General features: G+C 67.2%; 19 protein-coding genes and 1 pseudogene. 9 read left to right on the forward strand and 11 right to left on the reverse strand.

Annotated features, from left to right (window positions below; genetic code table 11):
* Nucleotides 1-64: 64 nt before the first annotated feature.
* From AAID08_RS05955 to AAID08_RS05965, 3 genes are all read right to left on the reverse strand, one after another.
* Nucleotides 65-424, reverse strand: coding sequence for a helix-turn-helix domain-containing protein (locus tag AAID08_RS05955; RefSeq protein WP_054433400.1), 360 nt, complete (start codon nucleotides 422-424; stop codon nucleotides 65-67).
* Nucleotides 425-443: 19 nt separating this feature from the next.
* Entirely contained in the window at nucleotides 444-698 is a 255-nt protein-coding gene (locus AAID08_RS05960; protein WP_054501956.1) for a type II toxin-antitoxin system RelE/ParE family toxin, read from the reverse strand.
* 188 nt (nucleotides 699-886) lie between these two features.
* On the reverse strand, nucleotides 887-1,651 hold the full coding sequence (locus AAID08_RS05965; RefSeq protein ID WP_175142133.1) for an SDR family oxidoreductase: 765 nt from the start codon (nucleotides 1,649-1,651) through the stop codon (nucleotides 887-889).
* Nucleotides 1,652-1,858: 207 nt separating this feature from the next.
* On the opposite strand from AAID08_RS05965, the gene AAID08_RS05970 reads away from it, so the two are divergent.
* A complete protein-coding gene (locus tag AAID08_RS05970) occupies nucleotides 1,859-2,218 on the forward strand; it encodes a hypothetical protein (RefSeq protein WP_175142134.1) in 360 nt (119 codons plus the stop codon).
* Between the two features lie 107 nt (nucleotides 2,219-2,325).
* Here the strand turns inward: AAID08_RS05970 and AAID08_RS05975 are convergent, their stop codons facing one another.
* On the reverse strand, nucleotides 2,326-2,634 hold the full coding sequence (locus AAID08_RS05975; RefSeq protein WP_064523129.1) for a DUF1272 domain-containing protein: 309 nt from the start codon (nucleotides 2,632-2,634) through the stop codon (nucleotides 2,326-2,328).
* Nucleotides 2,635-2,797: 163 nt separating this feature from the next.
* On the opposite strand from AAID08_RS05975, the gene AAID08_RS05980 reads away from it, so the two are divergent.
* Entirely contained in the window at nucleotides 2,798-3,709 is a 912-nt protein-coding gene (locus AAID08_RS05980) for a DUF808 domain-containing protein (RefSeq protein ID WP_269873259.1), read from the forward strand.
* 91 nt (nucleotides 3,710-3,800) lie between these two features.
* On the opposite strand, the gene AAID08_RS05985 is transcribed toward AAID08_RS05980, so the two are convergent.
* Nucleotides 3,801-5,957, reverse strand: a complete 2,157-nt coding sequence (locus AAID08_RS05985) for a TonB-dependent receptor family protein (protein ID WP_395757458.1) — start codon at nucleotides 5,955-5,957, stop codon at nucleotides 3,801-3,803.
* Nucleotides 5,958-6,251: 294 nt separating this feature from the next.
* On the opposite strand from AAID08_RS05985, the gene AAID08_RS05990 reads away from it, so the two are divergent.
* Nucleotides 6,252-6,677, forward strand: coding sequence for an Lrp/AsnC family transcriptional regulator (locus AAID08_RS05990; RefSeq protein ID WP_047992161.1), 426 nt, complete (start codon nucleotides 6,252-6,254; stop codon nucleotides 6,675-6,677).
* A gap of 327 nt (nucleotides 6,678-7,004) precedes the next feature.
* On the opposite strand, the pseudogene AAID08_RS05995 reads toward AAID08_RS05990, so the two are convergent.
* Nucleotides 7,005-7,990, reverse strand: a pseudogene (locus tag AAID08_RS05995) (IS110 family transposase).
* A gap of 504 nt (nucleotides 7,991-8,494) precedes the next feature.
* Between AAID08_RS05995 and AAID08_RS06000 the strand changes: the two are divergent.
* The 6 genes from AAID08_RS06000 (at nucleotide 8,495) to AAID08_RS06025 (ending at nucleotide 15,292) form a co-directional block, all read left to right on the forward strand.
* The gene (locus tag AAID08_RS06000; RefSeq protein ID WP_054501630.1) at nucleotides 8,495-9,358 is read left to right on the forward strand and encodes a hydrolase; all 864 of its coding nucleotides are present in this window, start codon (nucleotides 8,495-8,497) and stop codon (nucleotides 9,356-9,358) included.
* A 58-nt stretch (nucleotides 9,359-9,416) separates the two neighbouring features.
* Nucleotides 9,417-10,361, forward strand: a complete 945-nt coding sequence (locus AAID08_RS06005; protein WP_006393367.1) for an ABC transporter permease — start codon at nucleotides 9,417-9,419, stop codon at nucleotides 10,359-10,361.
* Nucleotides 10,358-11,179, forward strand: coding sequence for an ABC transporter permease (locus AAID08_RS06010; RefSeq protein WP_049071983.1), 822 nt, complete (start codon nucleotides 10,358-10,360; stop codon nucleotides 11,177-11,179). Before AAID08_RS06005 ends, AAID08_RS06010 begins: the two co-directional genes overlap by 4 nt.
* Nucleotides 11,176-12,831: an ABC transporter ATP-binding protein gene (locus AAID08_RS06015; RefSeq protein ID WP_064522936.1), complete on the forward strand. Its 1,656-nt coding sequence runs from the start codon at nucleotides 11,176-11,178 to the stop codon at nucleotides 12,829-12,831. Before AAID08_RS06010 ends, AAID08_RS06015 begins: the two co-directional genes overlap by 4 nt.
* Nucleotides 12,832-12,921: 90 nt before the next feature.
* Nucleotides 12,922-13,542: a GntR family transcriptional regulator gene (locus AAID08_RS06020; RefSeq protein ID WP_049071990.1), complete on the forward strand. Its 621-nt coding sequence runs from the start codon at nucleotides 12,922-12,924 to the stop codon at nucleotides 13,540-13,542.
* A gap of 190 nt (nucleotides 13,543-13,732) precedes the next feature.
* On the forward strand, nucleotides 13,733-15,292 hold the full coding sequence (locus AAID08_RS06025) for an ABC transporter substrate-binding protein (protein WP_395757459.1): 1,560 nt from the start codon (nucleotides 13,733-13,735) through the stop codon (nucleotides 15,290-15,292).
* Between the two features lie 302 nt (nucleotides 15,293-15,594).
* Here AAID08_RS06025 and AAID08_RS06030 read toward each other — a convergent pair whose 3' ends face one another.
* The 5 genes from AAID08_RS06030 to AAID08_RS06050 all read right to left on the reverse strand — a co-directional run bounded on the left by AAID08_RS06030 (nucleotide 15,595) and on the right by AAID08_RS06050 (nucleotide 21,243).
* Nucleotides 15,595-17,157: an ABC transporter substrate-binding protein gene (locus AAID08_RS06030; RefSeq protein WP_144654927.1), complete on the reverse strand. Its 1,563-nt coding sequence runs from the start codon at nucleotides 17,155-17,157 to the stop codon at nucleotides 15,595-15,597.
* Nucleotides 17,158-17,232: 75 nt separating this feature from the next.
* On the reverse strand, nucleotides 17,233-18,369 hold the full coding sequence (locus tag AAID08_RS06035; RefSeq protein ID WP_054501626.1) for a C45 family peptidase: 1,137 nt from the start codon (nucleotides 18,367-18,369) through the stop codon (nucleotides 17,233-17,235).
* A gap of 203 nt (nucleotides 18,370-18,572) precedes the next feature.
* On the reverse strand, nucleotides 18,573-19,343 hold the full coding sequence (locus AAID08_RS06040; RefSeq protein ID WP_175142139.1) for a polysaccharide deacetylase family protein: 771 nt from the start codon (nucleotides 19,341-19,343) through the stop codon (nucleotides 18,573-18,575).
* Nucleotides 19,340-20,230: a polysaccharide deacetylase family protein gene (locus AAID08_RS06045; RefSeq protein WP_395757460.1), complete on the reverse strand. Its 891-nt coding sequence runs from the start codon at nucleotides 20,228-20,230 to the stop codon at nucleotides 19,340-19,342. Before AAID08_RS06045 ends, AAID08_RS06040 begins: the two co-directional genes overlap by 4 nt.
* Nucleotides 20,230-21,243, reverse strand: coding sequence for a tripartite tricarboxylate transporter substrate binding protein (locus AAID08_RS06050; RefSeq protein WP_054501623.1), 1,014 nt, complete (start codon nucleotides 21,241-21,243; stop codon nucleotides 20,230-20,232). The genes AAID08_RS06045 and AAID08_RS06050 overlap by 1 nt, the downstream gene beginning before the upstream one ends.
* Between the last annotated feature and the right edge of the window lie 36 nt (nucleotides 21,244-21,279).

A 21,279-nucleotide genomic window follows, 5' to 3' on the forward strand; every position in this document is an offset into this window, starting at 1 on the left:
ACCTAAGGCAATCGGTGATCACTGTGGGGAATGGCCCGCCTGAAGGGCCATTCCTTTTCCCGAGCTACACGTCGAGCTGGTCGAACTGGATGCCGAGGGCTGCCGCGATGCGCTCACGCGTGCTCTTTCGAGGATTGGCATCGGGGGCTTCCATCGCCGCGTAGCTGGGTTGACGTATGCCTAGCCGGGTGGCCATGTCGATCTGGGTGATCTCCAGGTACTCGCGCCACGCGCGTACGATGCTCCAGCCATTTCCGCTCATCAACGCGACGACCTCATGGGGAATCGAGCCATCCGCGGGCACCCGCGCAGGGCGCCGGGTCTGGCGCGATTTCTTGCCGGTCAACGCCAGGTATTCCGCGTAGGGAAGGACGACGAACGCAGGCTTGCCGTCGGACTCGAGAATAGTGGGGTGCAGGCGCATGGAGGTTCCACGGTTGGTATCAATAGGTATTGTCGTCGCGTCGCTTCACTTCCTGAACGTCAATGATGCGAACGGCGGTTGCGACATCAAACAGGACGCGGTACGCGCCGATCCGCAGACGGAAGCCATATTGGTGTTGGCTGAGTGCCTTGATGTTGTGCATGGCCGGGAAGGCTTCCAGTTTGGCGACTTCTCCAAGGATGCGTCGTTGATCGCTGACGGGGAGTTTCAACAATTGCCTGACGGCCTTCTTTGCCCAGTTGATGACGTACACAACAATGCGGAGCCTGTCCAGTATATAGCTTAATCTATATAGGTTTACGCCCTGCCAAAGCAAAAGAAGCAGGAACCTGAGACTTTCTAAGGTTCCTGCCCACACGTATCAAGCTTGTTGCGTGTTTCTAGGACAATCGACTGATTCTTCGCCGAGCGTCTGCGGCGCGAGAATGTCCACGGCGGCGCTCACCCCCGATTGACCGACACCCCGCCATCCACCAGCAATGCCGTGCCGGTGGTGAAGCTGGACGCGTCCGAGGCCAGGTACAGAGCCGAGCGCGCGATCTCGGCCGGCGTGGCCAGGCGCTTGAGCGCGTGCAGGCCTTCGATGTAGCGGCGCGCCTCGGGCGAGTCCATCGAGGCGCGGCCCATCGGCGTGTCGGTGCCGCCGGGCAGCAGGGCGTTGGCGCGGATGCCCTGGGCGCCGTATTCCACGGCGATGGCCTGGACCAGGCCGATCAGGCCGGCCTTGCTGGCGGCATAGGCGCCCATGCCCGGAAATCCCGCGGTATGGCCGACGAACGTGGACGTGAAGACCAGCGAGCCGCCGCCGCGCCGCAACAAGGCCGGGATCTGGTGGCGCGCGCCGAGGAAGGCGCTGCCCAGGTTGGTGTCCAGGATGGTGCGCCACTGCGCCGGCGTAACCTGGTGCAGCGGCATGGCGTCGCCGGTCATGCCGGCATTGTTGAAGGCGATGTCCAGGCCGCCGTAGTGGGATTCGGCGGCGGCGACGGCCGCTTCGGCCACCGCCTCGTCGCGCACGTCGCCGGCCAGCGGCACGGCGCGGCCGCCGTCGCGTTCGATGTCCGCCACCAGGCGTTCCAGTTCGGTTTGGCGCCGCGCCACCAGGACCAGGTCCGCGCCCTCGCGCGCGAACAGCTTGGCCGTCTCGTAACCGATGCCCGAACTGGCGCCCGTGATGATGGCGACCTTGCCGATCAGTTGCTGCATGATGGTTCCTCCTGGAAGAAATGAGCCGCAACGATAGGCAGACCGCGTCGGTCGCGCTATCCGGTTCTTGCGTTTTCGGCGGGTCGGGCCTGAAGGGGCGGTTCTGGCGTCTTCTCAGGCCGCACCGGCGAGGCGGTCGCGCTGGCATGCGGCCGCGCCTGGGCCGTGCCACAATCGGCGCTGGTCGATCGAATACAGAGGAACGCCATGAGAGTCCGGTCCCGCCGCGCCGCCCTGGGCGCGGGCGCAACGGCTTTGCTGCTGTTGGTCGCTTGCGGCAAGAAGACGGAATACCCGCCCGAAGTGCAGCGCGCCACCTACGGTTCCTGCCTGGAAGCCTTCAAGGCGAAGGCGCCGCCCGCTATCGCCGCCAGCGACGTCGACGCCAAGGCCAAGGGCTATTGCCAGTGCGTGATGGATGGCCTGCAGTCCAAGGTGCCGGTGAAGGATTTTCTGCGCTATGACGAGCTGCTGGCCACGCACGTCAACAACGCCGAAAGCGAGAAGCTGGGCGCGCAGGTGATGGCCGTGGTCAATGTCTGCCTGAAGCAGATCCCGGGTCCCTGAACGCCGGGGCCCGCCGGCCGCGCCATGTCGTTCAACGGTGGGACGACGCCACTTGCGGCACGCGGACGCGTGGCGTGGCCCTTCGTTGTGTTCGACGTGATGGGGCGCTAGCGGTCCTGCGCGAGGATGCCGCGCAGCGCCTGCCGCAGCGCGGCGTGAGCGGCCAGGTCGGCCGGGCGGTGCTTGCGCTCGGCCGCCGCCGGATACCTGCCCAGGAAATTGCCATTGCGCCGGTCCGTGGCCGGCCGCACCGGCCGTGGCGCGAAGCCGCCGCCGCAATTCGGGCAGACGTTGCCCAGCACCTCGTCGGCGCAGCGCGCGCAGAAGGTGCATTCAAAGCTGCAGATGCGGGCCTCGGTCGAGGCCGGCGGCAGGTCGACGTCGCAGTGTTCACAACTAGGGCGCAATTCGAGCATGAAAGTCTCCTTCGGGCGGACTGGTGGCCAGCATACGCGGACAGCGGGTGGGCGCCCACGCCGCCTCCGGACAGGTAACGGGCGGAAACGGCCATGTCCGGGACGCGTCTGCTGGCCGGCGGGCGCCTGTACACTCGGGCATCTCCACTTTGCGGAATCCGCCATGGCAGGCAGCAGCTTCTTCGCACTGTTCGACGACATCGCCACCATCCTGGACGACGTCTCCGTCATGACCAAGGTGGCGGCCAAGAAAACCGCCGGGGTGCTGGGCGACGACCTGGCGCTGAATGCGCAGCAGGTCTCGGGCGTGCCGGTCAATCGTGAACTGCCGGTGGTGTGGGCGGTGGCCAAGGGCTCGCTCATCAACAAGCTCATCCTGGTGCCGTCGGCCCTGGTGATCAGCGCGTTCGCGCCGTGGGCCGTGACGCCGCTGCTGATGGCCGGCGGCCTGTTCCTGTGTTTCGAGGGCGTCGAGAAGCTGGCCCACAAGTTCCTGCCGCACGGCGAGACCGCCGAGGGCTATCACGCCGCCCGCGCCGAGGCGCTGCAGGACGCCGCGGTGGACATGGTGGCGTTCGAGCGCGACAAGATCAAGGGCGCGGTGCGCACCGACTTCATCCTCTCGGCGGAGATCATCGCCATCACCCTGGGGGCGGTGGCCGGCGCCGATCTGCTGCGCCAGACGGTGGTGCTGGCCGGCATCGCCCTGGTCATGACGGTGGGGGTCTACGGCCTGGTGGCGGGCATCGTCAAGCTCGACGACCTGGGCCTTTACCTGAGCGCCCGCCGCGCCGCGCTGGCCGCCTGGTTCGGCAAGCGCATCGTGGCGGCCGCGCCCTACCTGATGAAGACCTTGTCGGTGGTGGGCACCGCCGCCATGTTCATGGTCGGCGGCGGCATCCTGACGCACGGCATCGCGCCGCTGGGCGCGGCCATCGAACACGTCGCGGCGGCTAGCGGCGGCGGCCTGCTGCCGCCCTTGGTGTCGACCCTGCTCAGCGCCCTGTTCGGCATCGTTGCCGGGGCGGTGACGCTGGGCGTGGTCGCTGGCGTCAAGCGCCTGTTGGGCAAATAGCGGCGCCGCGATCCCGCGATGAACACGCGGGGGCGGCCCGCCGTGCCGCCGGCGCATGCGCCGAAGCGGCGCCGCATGCGCCGGCGCCCGATCAATACGCCAGCGACGCCTGCAGGTACACCGTGCGCGGCATGCCCACGTACTTGCCCGCGTTGTTGTCGGTGGAGCGCGTGAAGTAGCGCTTGTCGAACAGGTTCTTCACCCCCAGCGCGAGGTTCAGGTTGTGCATCTGCTTGCCGAAGTCGTAGGCGGCGCGAACGTGCACCGTGCCGTAGCCCGGAATGTCGCCGTAGGCGCCGTTGGCGCTTTCCTCGGTCTGGTAGCGGGCGCCGGGGTCGGGCGCGCCGGGCGACCGCTGCTTGGACTGCAGGAAGGTGTCGACGTTGAAGGTCCACTGATTGCGCGTGTAGCGCGCGCCCAGCGAGGCCACGTTGCGCGAATAGAAGGGCAGGTCGCGGCCCTCGAACACGCCGGCCTTGTAGGTGGCCTGGGTGTAGGTATAGGTGCCGTACAACGACAGGCCCGACAGCGCCGCCGACAGTTCGCCCAGGTCGTACGACAGCCCGGTCTCCAGCCCGCGGTGGCGGGTGGCGCCCAGGTTGGTCCAGGCGTCCGAACCGCCGTTGGTGCCGCCGCGCAATTGCAGTTCGTCGTCGAAGTCGATGTTGAACAGCGTCAGCTCGCCCTTCCAGCCGCCGCTATTGAAATGCGTGCCCACTTCATAGGTGGTGGCCTTTTCCGGATGCAGGCCGTTGGTGGTCGAGGCGATCTGGAAGTACTGCAGCGGGCCGAATGACTGGCCGGCGTTGGCGAACACGCTCCATTGTTCGCTGACGTGGTAGACCACCGACAGCGAGGGCAGGGGTTCTTCGGACTTGATGCTGGTATGGGTCCTGGCCGCGGGATTGGACTTGTCGTTCAGGAACGAGTCGATGAATTCATAGCGCAGGCCCGGCGTGATGGTCCAGTTGCCCACGTTGATGGTGTCATCGATGTAGACCGCATGCGCCGTGGTGCCGCCGGTGCGGTACTGGTACTGCGGATTGGGCGCGTTGGGCGCGTCGAAGCCGCTGTCCGGCACGTAGAACGCGGTGCGCGAGGCGCGCTCGTCGCTGGCTTCCTTCAGGTAGCGGTAGCCCACGCTGATCTCCTGCGTCACGTCGGCGCCGCGAAACAGGCGCGAATAGCGCGGCTCGATCGCGAAGGTGTGATAGTTGCGCGGGTTGAAGGTCAGGCGGCGCTTGCCGGCGTTGGCGCCGGTGCCCTCCGTCTCGATACTGCTGCCGCGGAAGCTGTCGGTGTAGTAGGTGAGCAGCTCGAACTTGTTGATGCCGTCATCGTGGTTGTAGCGGAACGAGGCGTCGGTGCGGCGGCCGGTGAAGTTGTCGTAAGGCCGGGTGGACTGGAACGGGTCCTCGGAATACTGCCGGGCGGTCAGCCCGCCCGGCATGCCGGCGCGGCCTTCATAGTGATGCAGCGCGGCCGACACGCTGTCGTCGGCGCCGATGCGATAGGTGCCCTTGAGCATCACGTCATCGATGTCCACGCGGTCGTTGCTCTCGCGAAAGCCGTTGCCGTGCGTGCCGGAATAAAGCAGTGCGCCGCCCAGGCCGCGTTCGTTGGTGCCGCCGATGAATGCGCTGGGCGAGGTCTTCACGCCGCCGTGGCTGTACATGTCGGTCTCGACCGTGGCGTCGGCGGTGAAGTCCCGCGGAATCGCGCGCGTCACGAAGTTGATGATGCCGCCCACGTTCTGCGGGCCATAGCGCACCGAGCCCGCGCCGCGCACCACGTCCACCGCCGACAGGTTGCCCAGCGACACCGGCGCCATCGACAACTGCGGCTGGCCGTAGGGCGCCACCGCCAGCGGAATGCCGTCCATCAGAATGGTCGAGCGCGGCGACAGGCGCGAGGTCAGCCCGCGCACGCCCACGTTCAGCGACACATCGCTGCCGCCCGTGCCATTGCTTTCCTGCACCTGCACGCCCGGCACGCGGCGCAACACATCGCGCACGTTGGTCGCGCCGGTGTCCTGGAACGACGAACGCTCGATGATCGTGCGCGCGCCGCCATGTTCAAGCACCTTCTCTTCATTCGGGTTTTCCAGCCAGTCGCCCACGACGCTGATCGCGCCCAGGGTGTTGTCGGCGGGCGCGGCGTCTGCCGCGGTCTGCGCCTGGCTGTGGGCGGCCAGCGTCAGCATGGCCAGCGCGAGCGCCAGGCGTCGCGGGGGAAAAGGAATCGGCATCGGAAGTCCAGGAAGCGGGGGAGGGCGCGCGTCATTAATACGAGCGTCAATCACATTGAGAATCTTTACTGGTTCGGCGCGGACCACTACCAGGGGCGCTCACGAGCCGAGTCGGACCTTGCCCGACCGGCCCGAAATATAGCAAAAATTGGCGCCAATCCAAACGCGGTAAATTGGGGTCGTGGCAAAAACACGCCATCGCCCGCCAGGCCCGTGCGCCCGATGGCGCGCGCCGGCATCGCGTCGAATCCGTATAAGATGTGAAATTGGCGCCAATTTTTAGCGGGAACAATCATGGACACACTCGATCAGCAATTGCTGGGTCTGTTGCGCGCCGACGCTCGCGCAACCGTCGCGACCCTGGCCAAGAAGCTCGACGTATCAAGGGGCACCATCAACAACCGCATCGCCCGCATGGAAGACGAGGGCATCATCGTCGGCTACACCGTCCGGCTGCGCCCCGAATCCCAACCCGACCAGATCGGCGCCTGGATGAACATCGCCGTCGACGGCAACGAAACCCGCCGCGTCGTCAGCATCCTCCTGGGCGACCCCGCCGTCGTCGCCCTGCACGACACCAACGGCCGCTGGGACCTGCTGGCCGAACTGCGCGTCGCCAACATCGAGGAAATGTCCCGCGTCCTGGATCGCGTCCGCCTCATCAAGGCCATCTCCGCCACGGAAACCAGCATCCACCTGAAAAGCTACAAGCTCGATTGAGCCTCGCCGCCCATCTTTGCGACCGTCCCTCCCAGAGCGCAAAATCGCCGCTCTTGTCTCTGCCCTTCCTGTTGACGACGCCTACGTCATCTCCGCAAACCCGGACGTCGACGCCGCACCGCTGAACGCCCAAAAAGGCCGCCCGCGCGGCCGCCTTGGGCGACCCCGCAAGATCTTCCTACTCCACACAACATCGCCACGAAGCCCAAGCACGTGCCACATCCCGGCGGCGTCTCGAAACGCGCTGACGCAGCGGGGTGGCCGGGCCGGGCGGATGGCGGGGCGTGTAGATGCGCCCGAGGGAATCCGTAGATACCGTCTTGGCCGTCAAGTAGAAAAAGCGTAGTCAGGTCTGTAAGGCTGCCGCGTCTTGAGCACACCGAAGCACAGATGTACCACCTTGCGCATGCAAGCACCCAGCGCCGACATCTTGGTCTTGCCCGCCGCCAGCAGCCGTTGATATAACGCCCGCACATGGGGGTTGTGTTTGGAAGCAACAACGCCGGCCATATACACCTTGGCCCGTACATCAGCGGGACCTGCCTTGGACATGCGGCTGCGCCCGCGTAGCGACGTGCCCGACTGTCTCCGCACCGGCACCAGGCCTAGATATGCCGCCAGATCCTCGGCGCACTTGAACTGGTGCATGCGCATCACTCGCAGCATGGTTCTGGCCACCTTCGGGCCGACCCCGGGGATGGAGGACAACAGCTTGGTGTCGTCCTTCAGGTCAGGGTGCCGGTCGATGTGGTCATCGATGGCCTTCTCCAGGCGAGCGATCTCCTTGTCATAGAAGCTCAGGGTGTCACTGATCGAACGCTCCACCAGCTCCGAGGCCGAACTGGCCTTGATCTTCTCTTGGCGGTTCATCGTGCGCAGCCGATCCTTGGACAGCGCGTCCAGCTGGGTAATCAAGGCGCGTAGCTCGCGCACATGTGCCGGCGGGGCTGCCAAGCACCAGGCCTCATCGCCACGCCATAACGAGCCAACACCAGGCTATCGAGTGCATCTGTCTTGGAGCGCATCGCCATTGCCCGACTGAAGTCGTGCACGCTGGCCGGGTTGGCGATCGACACCGCGATGCCGCCGTCATGCAGCGTCGTGGCGGCCTGCTCGTGATACGGGCCCGTGGCTTCCAGCACGGCATGGGCCTGGTCGGCTCCCACCCCGTGCTTGGCGCACCATCGAACCAGTTCGTGCACTCCGTCCCGACTATTAGGCACAACCTTGCTCTTGCGCTTGTCGTTCTCTGGATCCAGCAACAACGTGCAGTCCAGCTTCAGCTTGGAGACATCAATACCCAGATAGATCATCGTTCATACCCCCTCATACAAGAAAGTATGCCAACTGCGCCCACTTACCTTGTGCATGCAGGGTCAATCAGCCCTAGGCTACCGTCCAGTGTCCGCGATGGCGTCAGAGGTGAGAGACAGGGGTTTGGTCTACGGAACAGGGTTAAGTCCCTCGGGAGCCAAAGAAACTCACCTGCCTCTCATGGAATGGTAGCTAACCATCCCAGGGATCAAGATACAAGGGAGCCGAAGGCGGACGAGGTTGAGCCCGGGGCAGTCCGGAGCGAACGCTCCGGACCGCAATCGTAGCCCCGCCCTCCGCCCGGCCCGGCCACCCCGCGTCAAAAGAACCACAGCCCTAGCCGCCCGACCCATCCCCCCGGGGCAAGGTCAAGAACCACCCGTTAGGGATTCCCCCCGCTTGCCCCCACCCACACCTGGTTCCTAAAATTGGCGCCAATTTAGTCAACCATACCCGCCCGCAACACCCCCCCCGGCACACCCCGCCCGGGAATCGAGGAAACCATGCAGTCCACCGCAGCACCCGCCCTGGCCCCCGACGCCGCCCGCGCCCGCGCCATCTACGACCTCGGCCACAGCACCGTCTTCGCCTCGCGCATCGACCCGCGCTTCTCGTACTGCATGTACGTCCCCCCGCACATCGACCAGGCCAAACACCCCATGGAGCTGGTCGTCATCATGCACGGCACCGGCCGCGCCTTCGTCGAATACCGCGACGCCTTCGCCGAATTCGCCCGCTGGAACGACTGCATCGTGCTGTGCCCGCTGTTCCCCGTCAGCCCGCTCGGCGACGGCAACCGCGACGGCTTCAAGCAACTGATCGAAGGCGACATCCGCTACGACCACATCCTGCAAGGCATGGTCGCCGAAGTCGGCGAGAAATTCGGCCGTGACTTCAGCCGCTTCGCCCTGTTCGGCTATTCCGGCGGCGGCCAGTTCGTCAACCGCTACACCCTGCTGCACCCCGAAACCCTGTGGGCCACCTCGATCGGCGCGCCCGGCTCGGTCACACTGCTCGACCCCACCCAGGACTGGTGGGTCGGCGTGCGCGGCGCCGAGGCCCGCTTCGGCAAGGCCGTCGACATCGAGGCCCTGCGCCAGGTCGCGGTGCACATGATCGTCGGCAAGGCGGACCTGGAGACCTGGGAAATCACCCACCGCGAAGGCGGCAAGTTCTTCATGCCCGGGGCCAACTCCGCCGGCGCCACGCGTCCCGAGCGCCTGGAATCGCTGCGCCGCTCGTTCGAGGCGGCTGGCGTCAAGGCCGTGCTGGACGTGGTCGACAACGTGCCCCACGACGGCCTGAAGTGCGTCGGCCAGGTGCAGGACTTCCTGGCCGCCGAACTGCGCAAGCTGCGCAATGAATAACGTCGACAACCCGATCGGCGGGCGCGCGAGCGCCTGCCTGCCGCGATAGGAGAGGGCCATGCTGCGTTTCGCGCTATCCCGTATCGTCATGGCCATTCCCACACTGCTGATCGTGGCGGTGGCGGTGTTCGTCATGATCCGCCTGATCCCGGGCGACCCCGCGCAATTGCTGCTGGGCGACCTGGCCACGCCGGCGGCCCTGGCCGACCTGCGCGCGCGGCTGGGCCTGGACCAGACCTGGCCGACCCAGTTCGGCATCTGGTTCGGCAACATGCTGCACGGCGACCTGGGTTCGTCCATCAACACCGGCCAGCCCGTGCTGCCGCTGGTGTGGGACCGTTTCCTGATCAGCGGCCGCGTGGTGCTGGTGGCCGTGCTGTTCGCCGCCCTGGTGGCCGTGCCCGCCGGCATGATCGCCGCGTGGAAGCAGAACAAGGCGCCCGACCTGATCCTGGTCGGCACCGCCACGCTGCTGGTGTCCATTCCCACCTTCTGGCTCGGCCTGCTGCTGCTGATCTTCTTCGGCCTGAAGCTGCAATGGCTGCCGGTGGTGGGCTACGTGTCGATCGGCGAAGACTGGAAGGCCGGCCTGCTGTACCTGGCCATGCCGATCCTGACGCTGTTCCTGCACGAGATCGGCGTGCTGATGCGCATGGCGCGCGCCAGCACGCTGGAAGTGCTGCGCCTGGACTACATCACCCACGCCCGCGCCAAGGGCCTGTCGGAATCCGCGGTGCTGATGCGCCACGCCTTCCGCAACGCCTTCGGTCCCACCTGGACCCTGATCGGCCTGGTGCTGGGCAACCTGCTCGGCGGCATCGCCGTGGTCGAAACCGTGTTCACCATTCCCGGCCTGGGCCGGCTGCTGGTGGATTCGATCTTCGCCCGCGACTATCCCGTGATCCAGGGCTGCCTGCTGTTCGTCGGCGTGATCTACGTGATCGTCAACCTGCTGATCGACCTCTGCTATCCCATCTTCGACCCGAGAGTGACCGCCGAATGAAAAAGCGAATTGCAGCTAACGCGCTGATAGGCGGCGTGATCGTGGCGGCGATGCTCGTCGCGGCCATCATGGGCGCCTTCTGGACGCCGCACGACCCGCTCAAGATCAACTTCGTGGCGCGGCTCAAGCCGCCCGGCGGCGATTTCCTGCTGGGCACCGACGAGTTCGGCCGCGATGAACTGTCGCGCCTGCTCGCCGGCGCGTCCAGCAGCGTCTGGATCAGCCTGCTGACGGTGGGCTTCGCCATCATCGCCGGCACCATTGTCGGCACCCTGACCGGCTTCGTGCGCGGCTGGACCGACCGCATCATCATGGCCTTCAACAACGCCCTGCTGGCCTTTCCCGGCCTGCTGCTGGCGCTGGGCCTGCTGGCCGTGGTCGGCGCCAACAAGTACGGCATCATCCTGGCGCTGGGCCTGGCCTATACGCCGTCGGTGACGCGCATCGTGCGCGGCACGGTGCTGTCGCTGCGCGAGAAGGAGTTCATCGAATCCTCGCGCGTGCTGGGCAACTCCGAGCTCTACACCATGGTGCGCCACGTGCTGCCCAACTGCGTCGCGCCGTTGACGGTGCTGGCGACCTCGATGTTCGGCTGGGTGATCCTGGCGGAAAGCGCGCTGTCGTTCCTGGGCCTGGGCGTGCCGCCGCCCGCGCCCACCTGGGGCAACATGCTGGCCGCCGCCCGGCCGTTCATGGCACAGGCCTCCTATCTTTCCATTCTTCCGGGCCTGGCCATCGCGCTCGCGCTGCTCGGGATCAACCTGCTGGGCGACGCGGTGCGTGACCGTCTCGATCCCCGCATGAGGGGCGTGCAATGAGCGCACTGGTTACCGTATCGAATCTGTCCCTGACCGTCGGCCGCGGCGGTCGCGAGATCGTCAGCGGCGTGTCCTTCGAGGTGGCGCCGGGCGAAATGGTCGGCATCGTCGGCGAGTCTGGCAGCGGCAAGACCCAGGCGGCGCGCGCCATCATGGGCTTGACGCCGCCGCCGCTGGTGGTGGCCGGCGGCTCGATCCGCTTCGAGGGCGTGGAAGTCACCCAGGCCCGCCCGGCCGAGCTGCGCAAGCTGCGCGGCGCGCGCATCGGCATGGTGTTCCAGGAACCCATGACCTCGCTCAATCCGTCCATGCCCATCGGACGCCAGTTGGACGAGGGCCTCAAGCTGCACCGCCGCGACCTGTCGACGGCGCAGCGCCGCGAACGCATCCTGGAGATGCTGCGCCGCGTCGGCATCCGCGATCCGAAGGCCGCCGTCGAGGCGTGGCCGCACGAGTTCTCGGGCGGCATGCGCCAGCGCATGATGCTGGCCTCGGTGATGCTGCTGGAGCCGGCGCTGCTGATCGCCGACGAGCCCACCACCGCGCTTGACGCGGTGGTGCAGCGCGACGTGCTGGAACTGATGGTCGAGCTGACGCGCGAGCACAACACCGCTGTGCTGATGATCAGCCACGACCTGCCGATGGTGGCGCGCTACACCGAACGCATGGTGGTGATGCAGCATGGCAAGGTGCTGGAAACCGGCACCACCGCCGGCATCCTCGAGCGCCCGCAGCATCCCTACACCCGCAAGCTGCTGGACGCCATGCCGCGCCGCCTGCCGGCGCGGCCGCCGATCCAGGAAGCGCCGATCGTCGAGGTCAGGAACCTGGTGGTCGATTACGCCGGCCACCAGCGCCTGTTCTCGCGCACCGGCGCCAAGCGCGCGCTCAATGGCATCGACCTGCACGTCAAGCCGCGCGAAGTGGTGGCGGTGGTGGGCGGCTCGGGGTCGGGCAAGACCACGCTGGGCCGCGCCATCGCCGGCCTGCTGGCGCCGACATCAGGCCAGATCCTGTTCCGCGACCAGCCGGTCAGCCGCCGTTCCCCGGCCTGGCGCGACTACCGCCTGAACTGCCAGATGGTGTTCCAGGACCCGTATTCGTCGCTCGACCCGCGCATGACCATCGGCGAGCTGGTGGGCGAGGGCCTGCGCATGCTGGTCGACATGCCGGCCGCCGACAAGCGCCGCCGCGTCGACGAAGTGCTGGCCGAAGTCGGCCTGGGCTCGGAATACGCCAAGCGCTTTCCGCACGAACTGTCCGGCGGCCAGCGCCAGCGCGTGGCCATCGCCCGGGCGGTGGTGCGGCGGCCGTCCTTCGTCATTGCCGACGAGCCGGTGTCGGCGCTGGACGTGACGGTGCGGGCACAGGTGCTGGACCTGTTCGCCGACCTGCAGGAGCGCCACGGATTCTCGTGCCTCTTCATCAGCCACGACCTGGGCGTGGTGGAACAGGTGGCCGACCGGGTGGTGGTGATGCGCGACGGCGGCATCGTGGAGCAGGGCACGCGCGACACGGTGTTCGATCAGCCGCGCGAGGAATACACCCGCAGCCTGCTGTCGGCGATTCCGGCCCTGGAATCGACCGAAACCGGCGGCGTGCGCCTGCGCTGGCGGCTGGACCAGCCGGAGCCGTCGCGAGTTACGGCCTGAGGGGACGGGTCCGCGCCGGGCGGAAGTTCCGTTGCGGCGCGGACTTATGCATAAAATACGCGGTTTGGATTTGATTCACGGGAGTGGTCCATGCCGAAAGCGGCGGCGACACAGCCGGGCCTGGTTGACCGTATTGCCCTGGATATTCAGTCGGGGGTATACGGCCCTGGCGCGTGGCTGAAACAGATCGATCTGCAGGAACGCTACGGCGCCAAGCGCCTGGACGTGCGGCGGGCGCTCGATCAATTGACCGCCAAGCGGCTGATCGCCCACATCCCGAACCGGGGCTATCACGTTTATACGATGGACCCCGATCAGCACCTGCAGATCCGCGACATCCGCGTGCTGCTGGAAACCGGCGCGGCGGCCGACCTGATGCCCAACGTCACGGCGGCCAAGGTGCGCGCCCTGCGCGCGCTGGCCGAGCGGTTTTCCAAGCTGTTGCAGGACGGCACCCTGCTGGAGCAGTACGAGGTCAACCTGGCGTTTCACGCCGGGATGTACGACATGTGCTCCAACCGCGAATTGGCGGCGCTGATCCAGGAAACCCGGGCGCGCGGCCCGGCGGCCCCCGCCAAGGAATGGGTGACGCGTTCGCGCATCGAGATCTCGGCGCGGGAGCACTTCGACATGGTCGAGGCGCTGGAAGCGCGCGACGTCAAGCGCCTGCAGAAGATCATCGCCCAGCACGTCGGGCAGGACATTTCCTGACCCCCCGTGGGCGCGATGGCCCGGTTTTCGCGGCGGCCTTCCTGAAAAGGAGGCCGCCGCGGTCATTTCGGGGCCGTCTTCAGGGATACCCCGGATACCGCCCCAGCCGCAAGTCTTCATAATGGGCAGCTATTTTTGGCGCCAATATAGTTATGAATCCGGCGCCGCATGCCCCCGGGGGATTTCCACAATGCACCACCTTCCTGTTTCCCGAGCGCTCGCGCTCAGCCTGGCCCTGGCCGCCGCGGGCGCGGCCCAGGCCGCTACCCTGACCATCGCCCAGCCGGCCGACATCCGCTCGACCAATCCGGGCGTCAACCGCGACAACACCACCGACGGCGTGGTGCTGAACATGGTTGAGGGCCTGGTGGGTTACCGGGAGAACGGCACGGTGGCGCCGCTGCTGGCCAAGTCGGTCGACCTGTCCGAAGACGGCCTGACCTATACCTTCAAGCTGCGCGACGGCGTCAAGTTCCACAACGGCGCCACGCTGACATCGGCCGACGTGCTCTGGAGCTGGCAGCGCTACATGGATCCGAAGACGGACTGGCGCTGCCGCAGCGACTTCGACGGCCGCAACGGCCTGAAGGTCACGGACGTGACTGCGCCGGACCCGCAAACGGTCGTCATCAAGATCGACCGCAAGTCGGCGGTGTTTCTCGATTCGCTGGCGCGCACCGACTGCGGCATGACGGCGATCCTGAGCAAGGATTCGGTCAACGCCGATGGCTCGTGGAAGCAGCCGGTCGGCACCGGCCCGTACCAGTTCAAGGAATGGAAGCGCGGCGAGTACGTGCTGCTGACCGCGTTCAAGGACTACGTGTCGCCCGGCGCCGGCGACAAGCCGGACGGTTACGTCGGCGCCAAGCGTCCGCTGGCCGACGAGGTCCGCTTCCTGGTGGTGCCGGACCCGTCGACCGCCAAGGCCGGCCTGGTGTCGGGCGCGATCGACGCGAGCCAGATCACCATTACCGACGTGGCCGAGCTGAAGAACAATGCGGCGGTGTCGGTGATGAGCCCGCACGACGCCACCAAGCACACGCTGCTGTTCCAGACGCAGGATCCGGTGCTAAAGAACGTCAAGCTGCGCCAGGCGATCGCGGCGGCGCTGGATATTCCGCAGGTGGTGGCGGCGGCTTCCGAAGGGCTGGGGCAGTTGAACAATTCGGCGGTGTATGCCGGCTCGGCCTATTACCAGGAAGCCGAGAAGCGCACCTACAAATACGATCCGGCGCGCGCGCAGCAGTTGCTCAAGGAAGCGGGCTACAAGGGCGAGCCGATCGTGATCTACGCCAACAAGCGCGCGCATGTGCCAAGCTACCAGGTGGCGGTGATTGCGCAGGCGATGATGCAGGCGGTGGGCATCAATGCCAAGATCGAGGTGCTGGAATGGGCCACGCAGTTGGACCGCTACAACACGGGCAAGTACCAGATCAGTTCGTTCACGTTCTCGTCGCGGATCGATCCGGCGCTGAGTTTCGAGCAGTTCGCGGGCGACAAGAGCAAGCAGCCGCGCAAGGTCTGGGATGATTCCGAGGCGCAGAAGCTGATCGATGAGAGCTTCCTGGAGTCGGATCCGGCGAAGCGGCAGAAGCTGTTTGACCAACTGCATGCGTTGATGCTGGAGCAGACGCCTTTGTTGGTGCTTTATAACGGGGCGGATGCTTGGGCGACCAACAAGCGGGTGCAGGGGTTTTCGGTCTGGGAGGGGAAGCCGCGGGCCTGGGAGACCAAGATCGTTGGCAAGTAAGTCGCTTTTTTCGGGCGGTCTCTTTTTGGGGCCGTCCGGGGCGGCGTTGGCCTGGCGTGCGCGGGGCTACGATTGCGGTCCGGAGCGTTCGCTCCGGACTTCCCCTTCGTCATCTTCGTCACAGCCTGCGGCTGTTCCTTCAGATTCCCTCGGGCGCATCTACACGCCCCGCGCACGCCAGGCCAACGCCGCCCCGGACTCCACCGTTGAAGCTTGACGGTTGCCGGGGCGGTTTTTTTCTATCATGTGCTGCAATGCAAAGAGGCCGCTTTTCGCGGCCTCTTTGCTTGGCGTTGCGCGGGTTACTTCGCCACGCGCTCCACTTCCCAGGCGCGCGGCTTCTTGACGGCCCAGGGGGTGTAGCCCTGGATGTCGCTGCGGAAGGCGCCGATGTCCAGGCCGTTGTAGAGCGGGATGCTGGGGACGTCGGCCAGGAACAGCTTGTGCAGCTGGTCGAAGGAGGCCTGGCGCTTGGCGTGGTCGGTGTCGACCGAGGCGGCGTCCAGGAGCTTCTGGGCGTCGGGATTGTCCCAGACCTTGCGCGGCTGCTTGGCCTTGTCGCCGGTGACCATTTCGTAGTTCAGCGCCGCGTCCAGGCGGGCGGAGTACGGGAAGGTCATCATCTGGTAGGTGCCGGCGTTGTAGCGGTCGAGCTGGGTGGCCCATTCGGACACGGACAGCTTGGCGTTGATGCCGACGGCCTGCAGCATGGCCTGGATGATGACGGCGGAGTTGTACGACTGCGGGTAGCGCTTGGTGGTGATGAGCTCGATCTCCTGGCCCTTGTAGCCGGCTTCCTTGAGCAGCTTCTGGGCCAGCGCCGGGTCGTATTTCCAGCCTTCCTTCTGGGTGGCGTCGTGGTAAGGCGAGACCAGCGGGACGATGGAGTTGTTGGGCTTGGCCAGGCCTTCGGTGACGGCGGCGGCCAACTGGTCGTAGTCGATGGCGTGGGCCAGGGCCTGGCGCAGCTTGGGATTGGACAGCAGCGGGTCCCTGGTCTGCAGCAGCAGCGCGGTCATGCTCATGACCGGCGCGTAGGCGACCTTGACGTTGGGGGTGCCTTGCAGCACCGGCACGTCATTGTTGGAGACGTCCTCGATGATGTCGATGTTGCCGCGTTGCAGGGCGGCCTTGGCGGTGGAGTCGTCGGGCACGATGACGAAGCGCACTTCATCGACCAGGGGGCGCTTGGAGCCGGTGTAGCCGTCGCGCTTGCCGTCGCGGTTGGCGTAGTCGGCGAACCGGGTCAGGCGCACATATTCCCCACGCTTCCATTCGGCGAAGACGAAGGGGCCGGTGCCGATGGGCTTGTCCCAGGTGCCGTCGGCCTTGACCGAGGCTTTCTGCAGGATGCCGGTGCCGCCGCAGTCGGCGCGCGCCAGCGAGGCCAGGAACAGGCTGCTGGGTTTTTCCAGGTGGTAGACCACGGTCTGGGCGTCGGGCGCCTCGACGCCGGTGACCTTGACGGTGCCGCGGCCATCGAATTCGCTGGCGCAGCGCCAGCCGGCGTTGGCGGCGGTGTAGTGCTGCCAGGTCCAGAGCACGTCGGCCGAGGTCAGCGGCGCGCCGTTGTGGAACTTGACGCCCTGGCGCAGCTTGAAGGTGTAGGTCTTGCCGTCGGGGCTGATGTCGATGGATTCGGCCAGCAGGGGGCGCACTTCGGCATCCTCGCCGTAGGCCACCAGACCCTCGACGATGTGCAGCACCACCGCGTCGCTGTTGCTGTCGCGGTTCACGCCGGGCTCGGTCGAGCGGATGTCGGCGGTGAACGAGATGCGCAGCGGCGCGGGCGCCTGGGCCAGCGCGGAGCCTGCCAGCGCGCCCAGCGCCAGGGCAACCGCGGTATTCAGGAGTTTTGTTTTCATCGATGCGTTTCCAGGGGTTGCGAGGGCGGCCGGGGGGATCCGGCCGCCGCCGGCGGTCAGTGGACCGGGAAAGCTTCAGGCCGCGGCCAGCAGCTCGGGATCGGCGTCCAGGCTGTAGCGGGTAAACGTGCGGTTCAGCGCCGGCAGGGGCGCCACTTCCATCAGGCCGGCGGCCGGCTCCATGACGACCATGGCGACGGTGGCCGACAGATTGTCGTGGCTGCCGGGGCGCGGCGGGCGGCAGACCGAGTAGGGCGTGCCGAAGTCGTCGAACAGCGCGCGCTTGAGGTCTTCGCGCGTCAGCTTGTCCTTTTCGTTCAGCAGGCGGCGCACGCGCCAGTCGCGGTAGGCGCTCTCCGGGGTGCTGGCGCGGCCGGTGTCGCGCAGCTTGCCCAGGGCGACTTCGCTGACCCAGTGGTTGGCGTGCACGATCAGGTCGTCGGCGCCCGGGTAGATCGGGAAGGCTTCATCGGTGGTGCACTCGTAGTCCACGCCGAAGCCGGCGGCCATGCCGATCATGATGTTGTTCGAGCACGACTTCTGGGTGGTGCTGACGGCCTTGATGGCCAGCGCGAAGTGCTCCTGCTCCAGCACCTTGCGGCGGATCAGCGACAGCGGCACGCCCAACTGGCGGAAGTCGCGGTCGGATTCCAGGTAGTTGGCGGTGATCGACACGCCGGCGCTGTTCAGGCCGCTGCGGGCCAGTCCGCCGGCCTCGACGAAGGTCAGAATGTCCGGGCCGTTGTCGTTGCGCACGCGCAGCACGATGGCGGTCTCGGCGCATTCGGCGCGCCAGTCCCAGTTCTGCCCATGGATCAGGCGGCCGTTGGCCGAGCGGGTCGGCAGGATCAGGGCGCCGGTGCAGCCGTCGCCCGGTTCGAGTTCGGCGGCTTTCTTCTTTTCGGCGCGGGCCTTGGCGATGACTTCGGTGCGGGCGTTGACCATCACGATGTCTTCGAAGGGCACGTTGGCGCCGGCGGCGATGCCGCGCATTTCCTCGAGGTAGTGCGGCGCGAAGTTCTCGATCTCGCGGGCGAAGCTTTCGATGAGGCGGGTGCGCGCCATGGCGTCATAACCCAGATCGACCAGCGTCTGGCCGTACATGGCGGCGCTCTTGCGCACGCGGTCGGCGGCCTGCTGGCCATAGGCGCGGCCGCGAGCCTCGGGGGTACCGGAGACCGATACGAAGGGGAATTGGGTGATCTGGGTCATGGACGGATAGCGGCGCGCGGCGCCGTGAGGTCGGGGAAGGGGAGAATGTTGCAAAAATATTAGCTTATTTTGGCGCCAATATTACCGAGGGTTTGCCCGAGGATGAAGCGCTGGCACGACGTGAGCGCAGACCGCCGCCCCATTGCCGGGGTGCCGCCCGCCGGGCGGGCAGACAGGCGTGTCGGCAGGGGCGCGCGGCATCGTCAGGGGCGCGCCGCGTGTTCGCGCGCCAGATCGCCGCAGCGCGCAAAACCGGCGCCGGCGGCGCGCAGATGGTCGAGCAGCCGCTCGACCATCTGCAGCCGCGCGGCGCGTCCCACGCCGTTGTCGGCGCGCGGGTGCAGCGTCAGGCAGGCGTAGCCCTCGGCGGCCAGCAGGGCTTCGCCCTGTTCGGCCAGGTGCGCATAGGCGCGGTCCTGGGTGACGCGGCGGCTGAAATGGCTGGCGTCACACAGGCCTTCGCTCCAGGGCAGTTCAACCATGCCCGGCGCGCCGTCGGCGTCCAGCGCGTAGGGCGCGTCGTCGTCGATGGCGCTGCTGTCATAGCGGTAGCCCAGCTCGCGCAGCAGTGGCAGGGTGCGCGGGCTGAAGCCGCCGCCGGTCCAGCGAAAGCCCTGCGGCGCCTGGCCGGTCAGCGCCGCCAGGCGGTCGCGGCCGCGTTGCAGCACCTCGGCCTCGCGCTCGCCCAGCGTGGCCAGGTCTTCGAAGGCGTTGCCCTGCGAGGCGGCCTCATGGCCGTCGCGCAGGCTCTGGTCCAGCAGGTCGCGGCAGCGTTCGGCCTCGAAGGCCGGCCAGAACAGGGTGGCGCGGATCTGCTGGCGCCGCAGCATGTCCAGCACCCGCGCCAGGCCGCCGCCATAGGTGTAGCGGCCGTGACCGTCGCGGCCGTGCAGCTCGTGTTCCGGGCGGGCGGCGGCTTCGGGGCCGATCCCCTGCACGTTGAGGGTGACCAGTACGGTCTTGGTGGCCATCATGCGGTTCTCCAGGCGTCGGGGCGGGCCAGGCAGTGGCGGGCCAGCGCATCCAGCGTCATGCAGTGCACGTCCGGCTGGGCGCCGACGTAGGCCAGGAAGCGGTCCATGGCGGCGGCGCGGGCCGGCGTGCCGGAGCCGCCGGCGGCCTTCGGGTGCACCGTCAGGTGGATGTAGCCCTCGGCCTGGCGCAGCGCCTCGAATTCCTCGATCCAGTTGTCGCAGGCCTCGGCGGCCAGGCTGTGGCCGGTGAAATAGAACGGATAGTCATCCAGCGACACCGTGTTGTTCGGCAGCATGACGAAGTCATCGTTGCCGCCGGCCGGCAGGTAAGGGCGGTCGCGGTCCTTTTCGCTGGCGTCGTAGCGGTAGCCGAGCCGCCGCAGCGTGGGCAGGGTGCGGTGGCTCTTGCGGCCCGACGGCGAACACCAGCCCACCGGCGTCACGCCCAGCCGCTGCTGGATCAGGCTGTGGGTCTTCTCCAACAGCGCGGGTTCGTCCTCGCCCAGGTCCCAGGCTTCGTGCAGGTAGCCGTGGGCGGCGATCTCGTGGCCGGCGGCCAGGATGGCGCGGAAGGTGTCCGGGTAATGCTCGACGTCGTAGCCGCAGGCGAAGAAGGTCGCCGGCATGGCGTGGCGCGCCAGGATCTCCAGGTGGCGCGGCACGCCGCGGCGGATGGCGTAGCGGCCGGCGGTATGGATGCCCCCGCTGGGGAACTGCTTGCGGCCGACCTCGACGGCGGGGCCGTCGACGTGCACGGTCACGCACACCACGGCCCGCACCGGCGGGGCCGATGGCGCGCGCCGGCGCTCGGCGCGCAGTTCATGGTCGAGCGCCAGCCAGGGATTGGCGTCGGCGTCCAGCGGGACGCCATAGGGAATGGCTTGCATCAGGTGGCCTTGATATTGGCGTTCTTGATCAGGGTGCGCCATTTCTCGCTTTCGGTGGCGACGAAACGGCGCAGTGCTTCCGGCGTGCCGCCGTGCAGTTCCAGCCCGTTCTGCGTAAGCTGGGCCAGGGCGGGTTGCTTGAGCGCGCTCTGCACCGCGCCGTTGAGCGTCTGGACGATGGCCGGCGGCGTGCCGGCGGGCACGAACACGCCGTTCCAGCCGATCGCCTGATAGCCCGGATAGCCGGACTCGGCCACCGTCGGCACGTCGGGCAGGGCGGGCGAGCGAGCGGCGGACGTCACCGCCAGCGGCCGCGATTTGCCGCCCTGGATGAACTGCTGCTGGTTGATCACCACGTCCATCAGCACCGGGAACTGGCCGCCCAGGAAATCGTTGACCGCCGCCGCCGCGCCCTTGTAGGGTACGCCGGGCAGGTCGAGGCCGGCCGTGGCCTTGAGCAGTTCCATGGCCAGGTGCGCCGAGCTGCCGTTCTGCGTGATGCCGTAGAAGTACTTGCCGGGGTTGGCCTTGATGAGGGCGACGAACTCCTGCAGGGTCCTGGCCGGGAACGACGGGTGCACCACCAGCACGTTGTTGTAGTAGCAGACCATCGAGACCGGCTCGAAGTCCTTGATGGGGTCGTAGGCGATGTTCTCGTACAGGCTCTGGTTCACGGTGTGGGTGCCGGTGGAGCCGAGCGCGACGGTGTAGCCGTCGGGCGCCGAACGCGCCGCCTGCTGGGTGCCGATGATGCCGGCCGCGCCGCCCTTGTTGATCACCACCACGCTCTGTTTGAGCGCTTCGCCGATGCCCTGGGCCAGAGGCCGCGCCACCAGGTCGGTGCCGCCGCCCGCCGGGAACGGCACGATGAACTGGATCGGGTGTTCCGACGGGTAGCCGGCCGCGCGGGCCGCGCCGGGACGGGCGAGCGCGGCGCCCGCCAACGAGGCGGCCGACGCCGCCATGAATTGCCGGCGGCTGATGCCGCCGGGCCTGCTGCTGGACTGCTTCATGCGATTTCCCCTTGGATGTGCATGCCGGGCGAGGCG

This window comes from Achromobacter sp. EB05 (genome assembly GCF_044232075.1).
Lineage (GTDB): Bacteria > Pseudomonadota > Gammaproteobacteria > Burkholderiales > Burkholderiaceae_B > Achromobacter > Achromobacter dolens.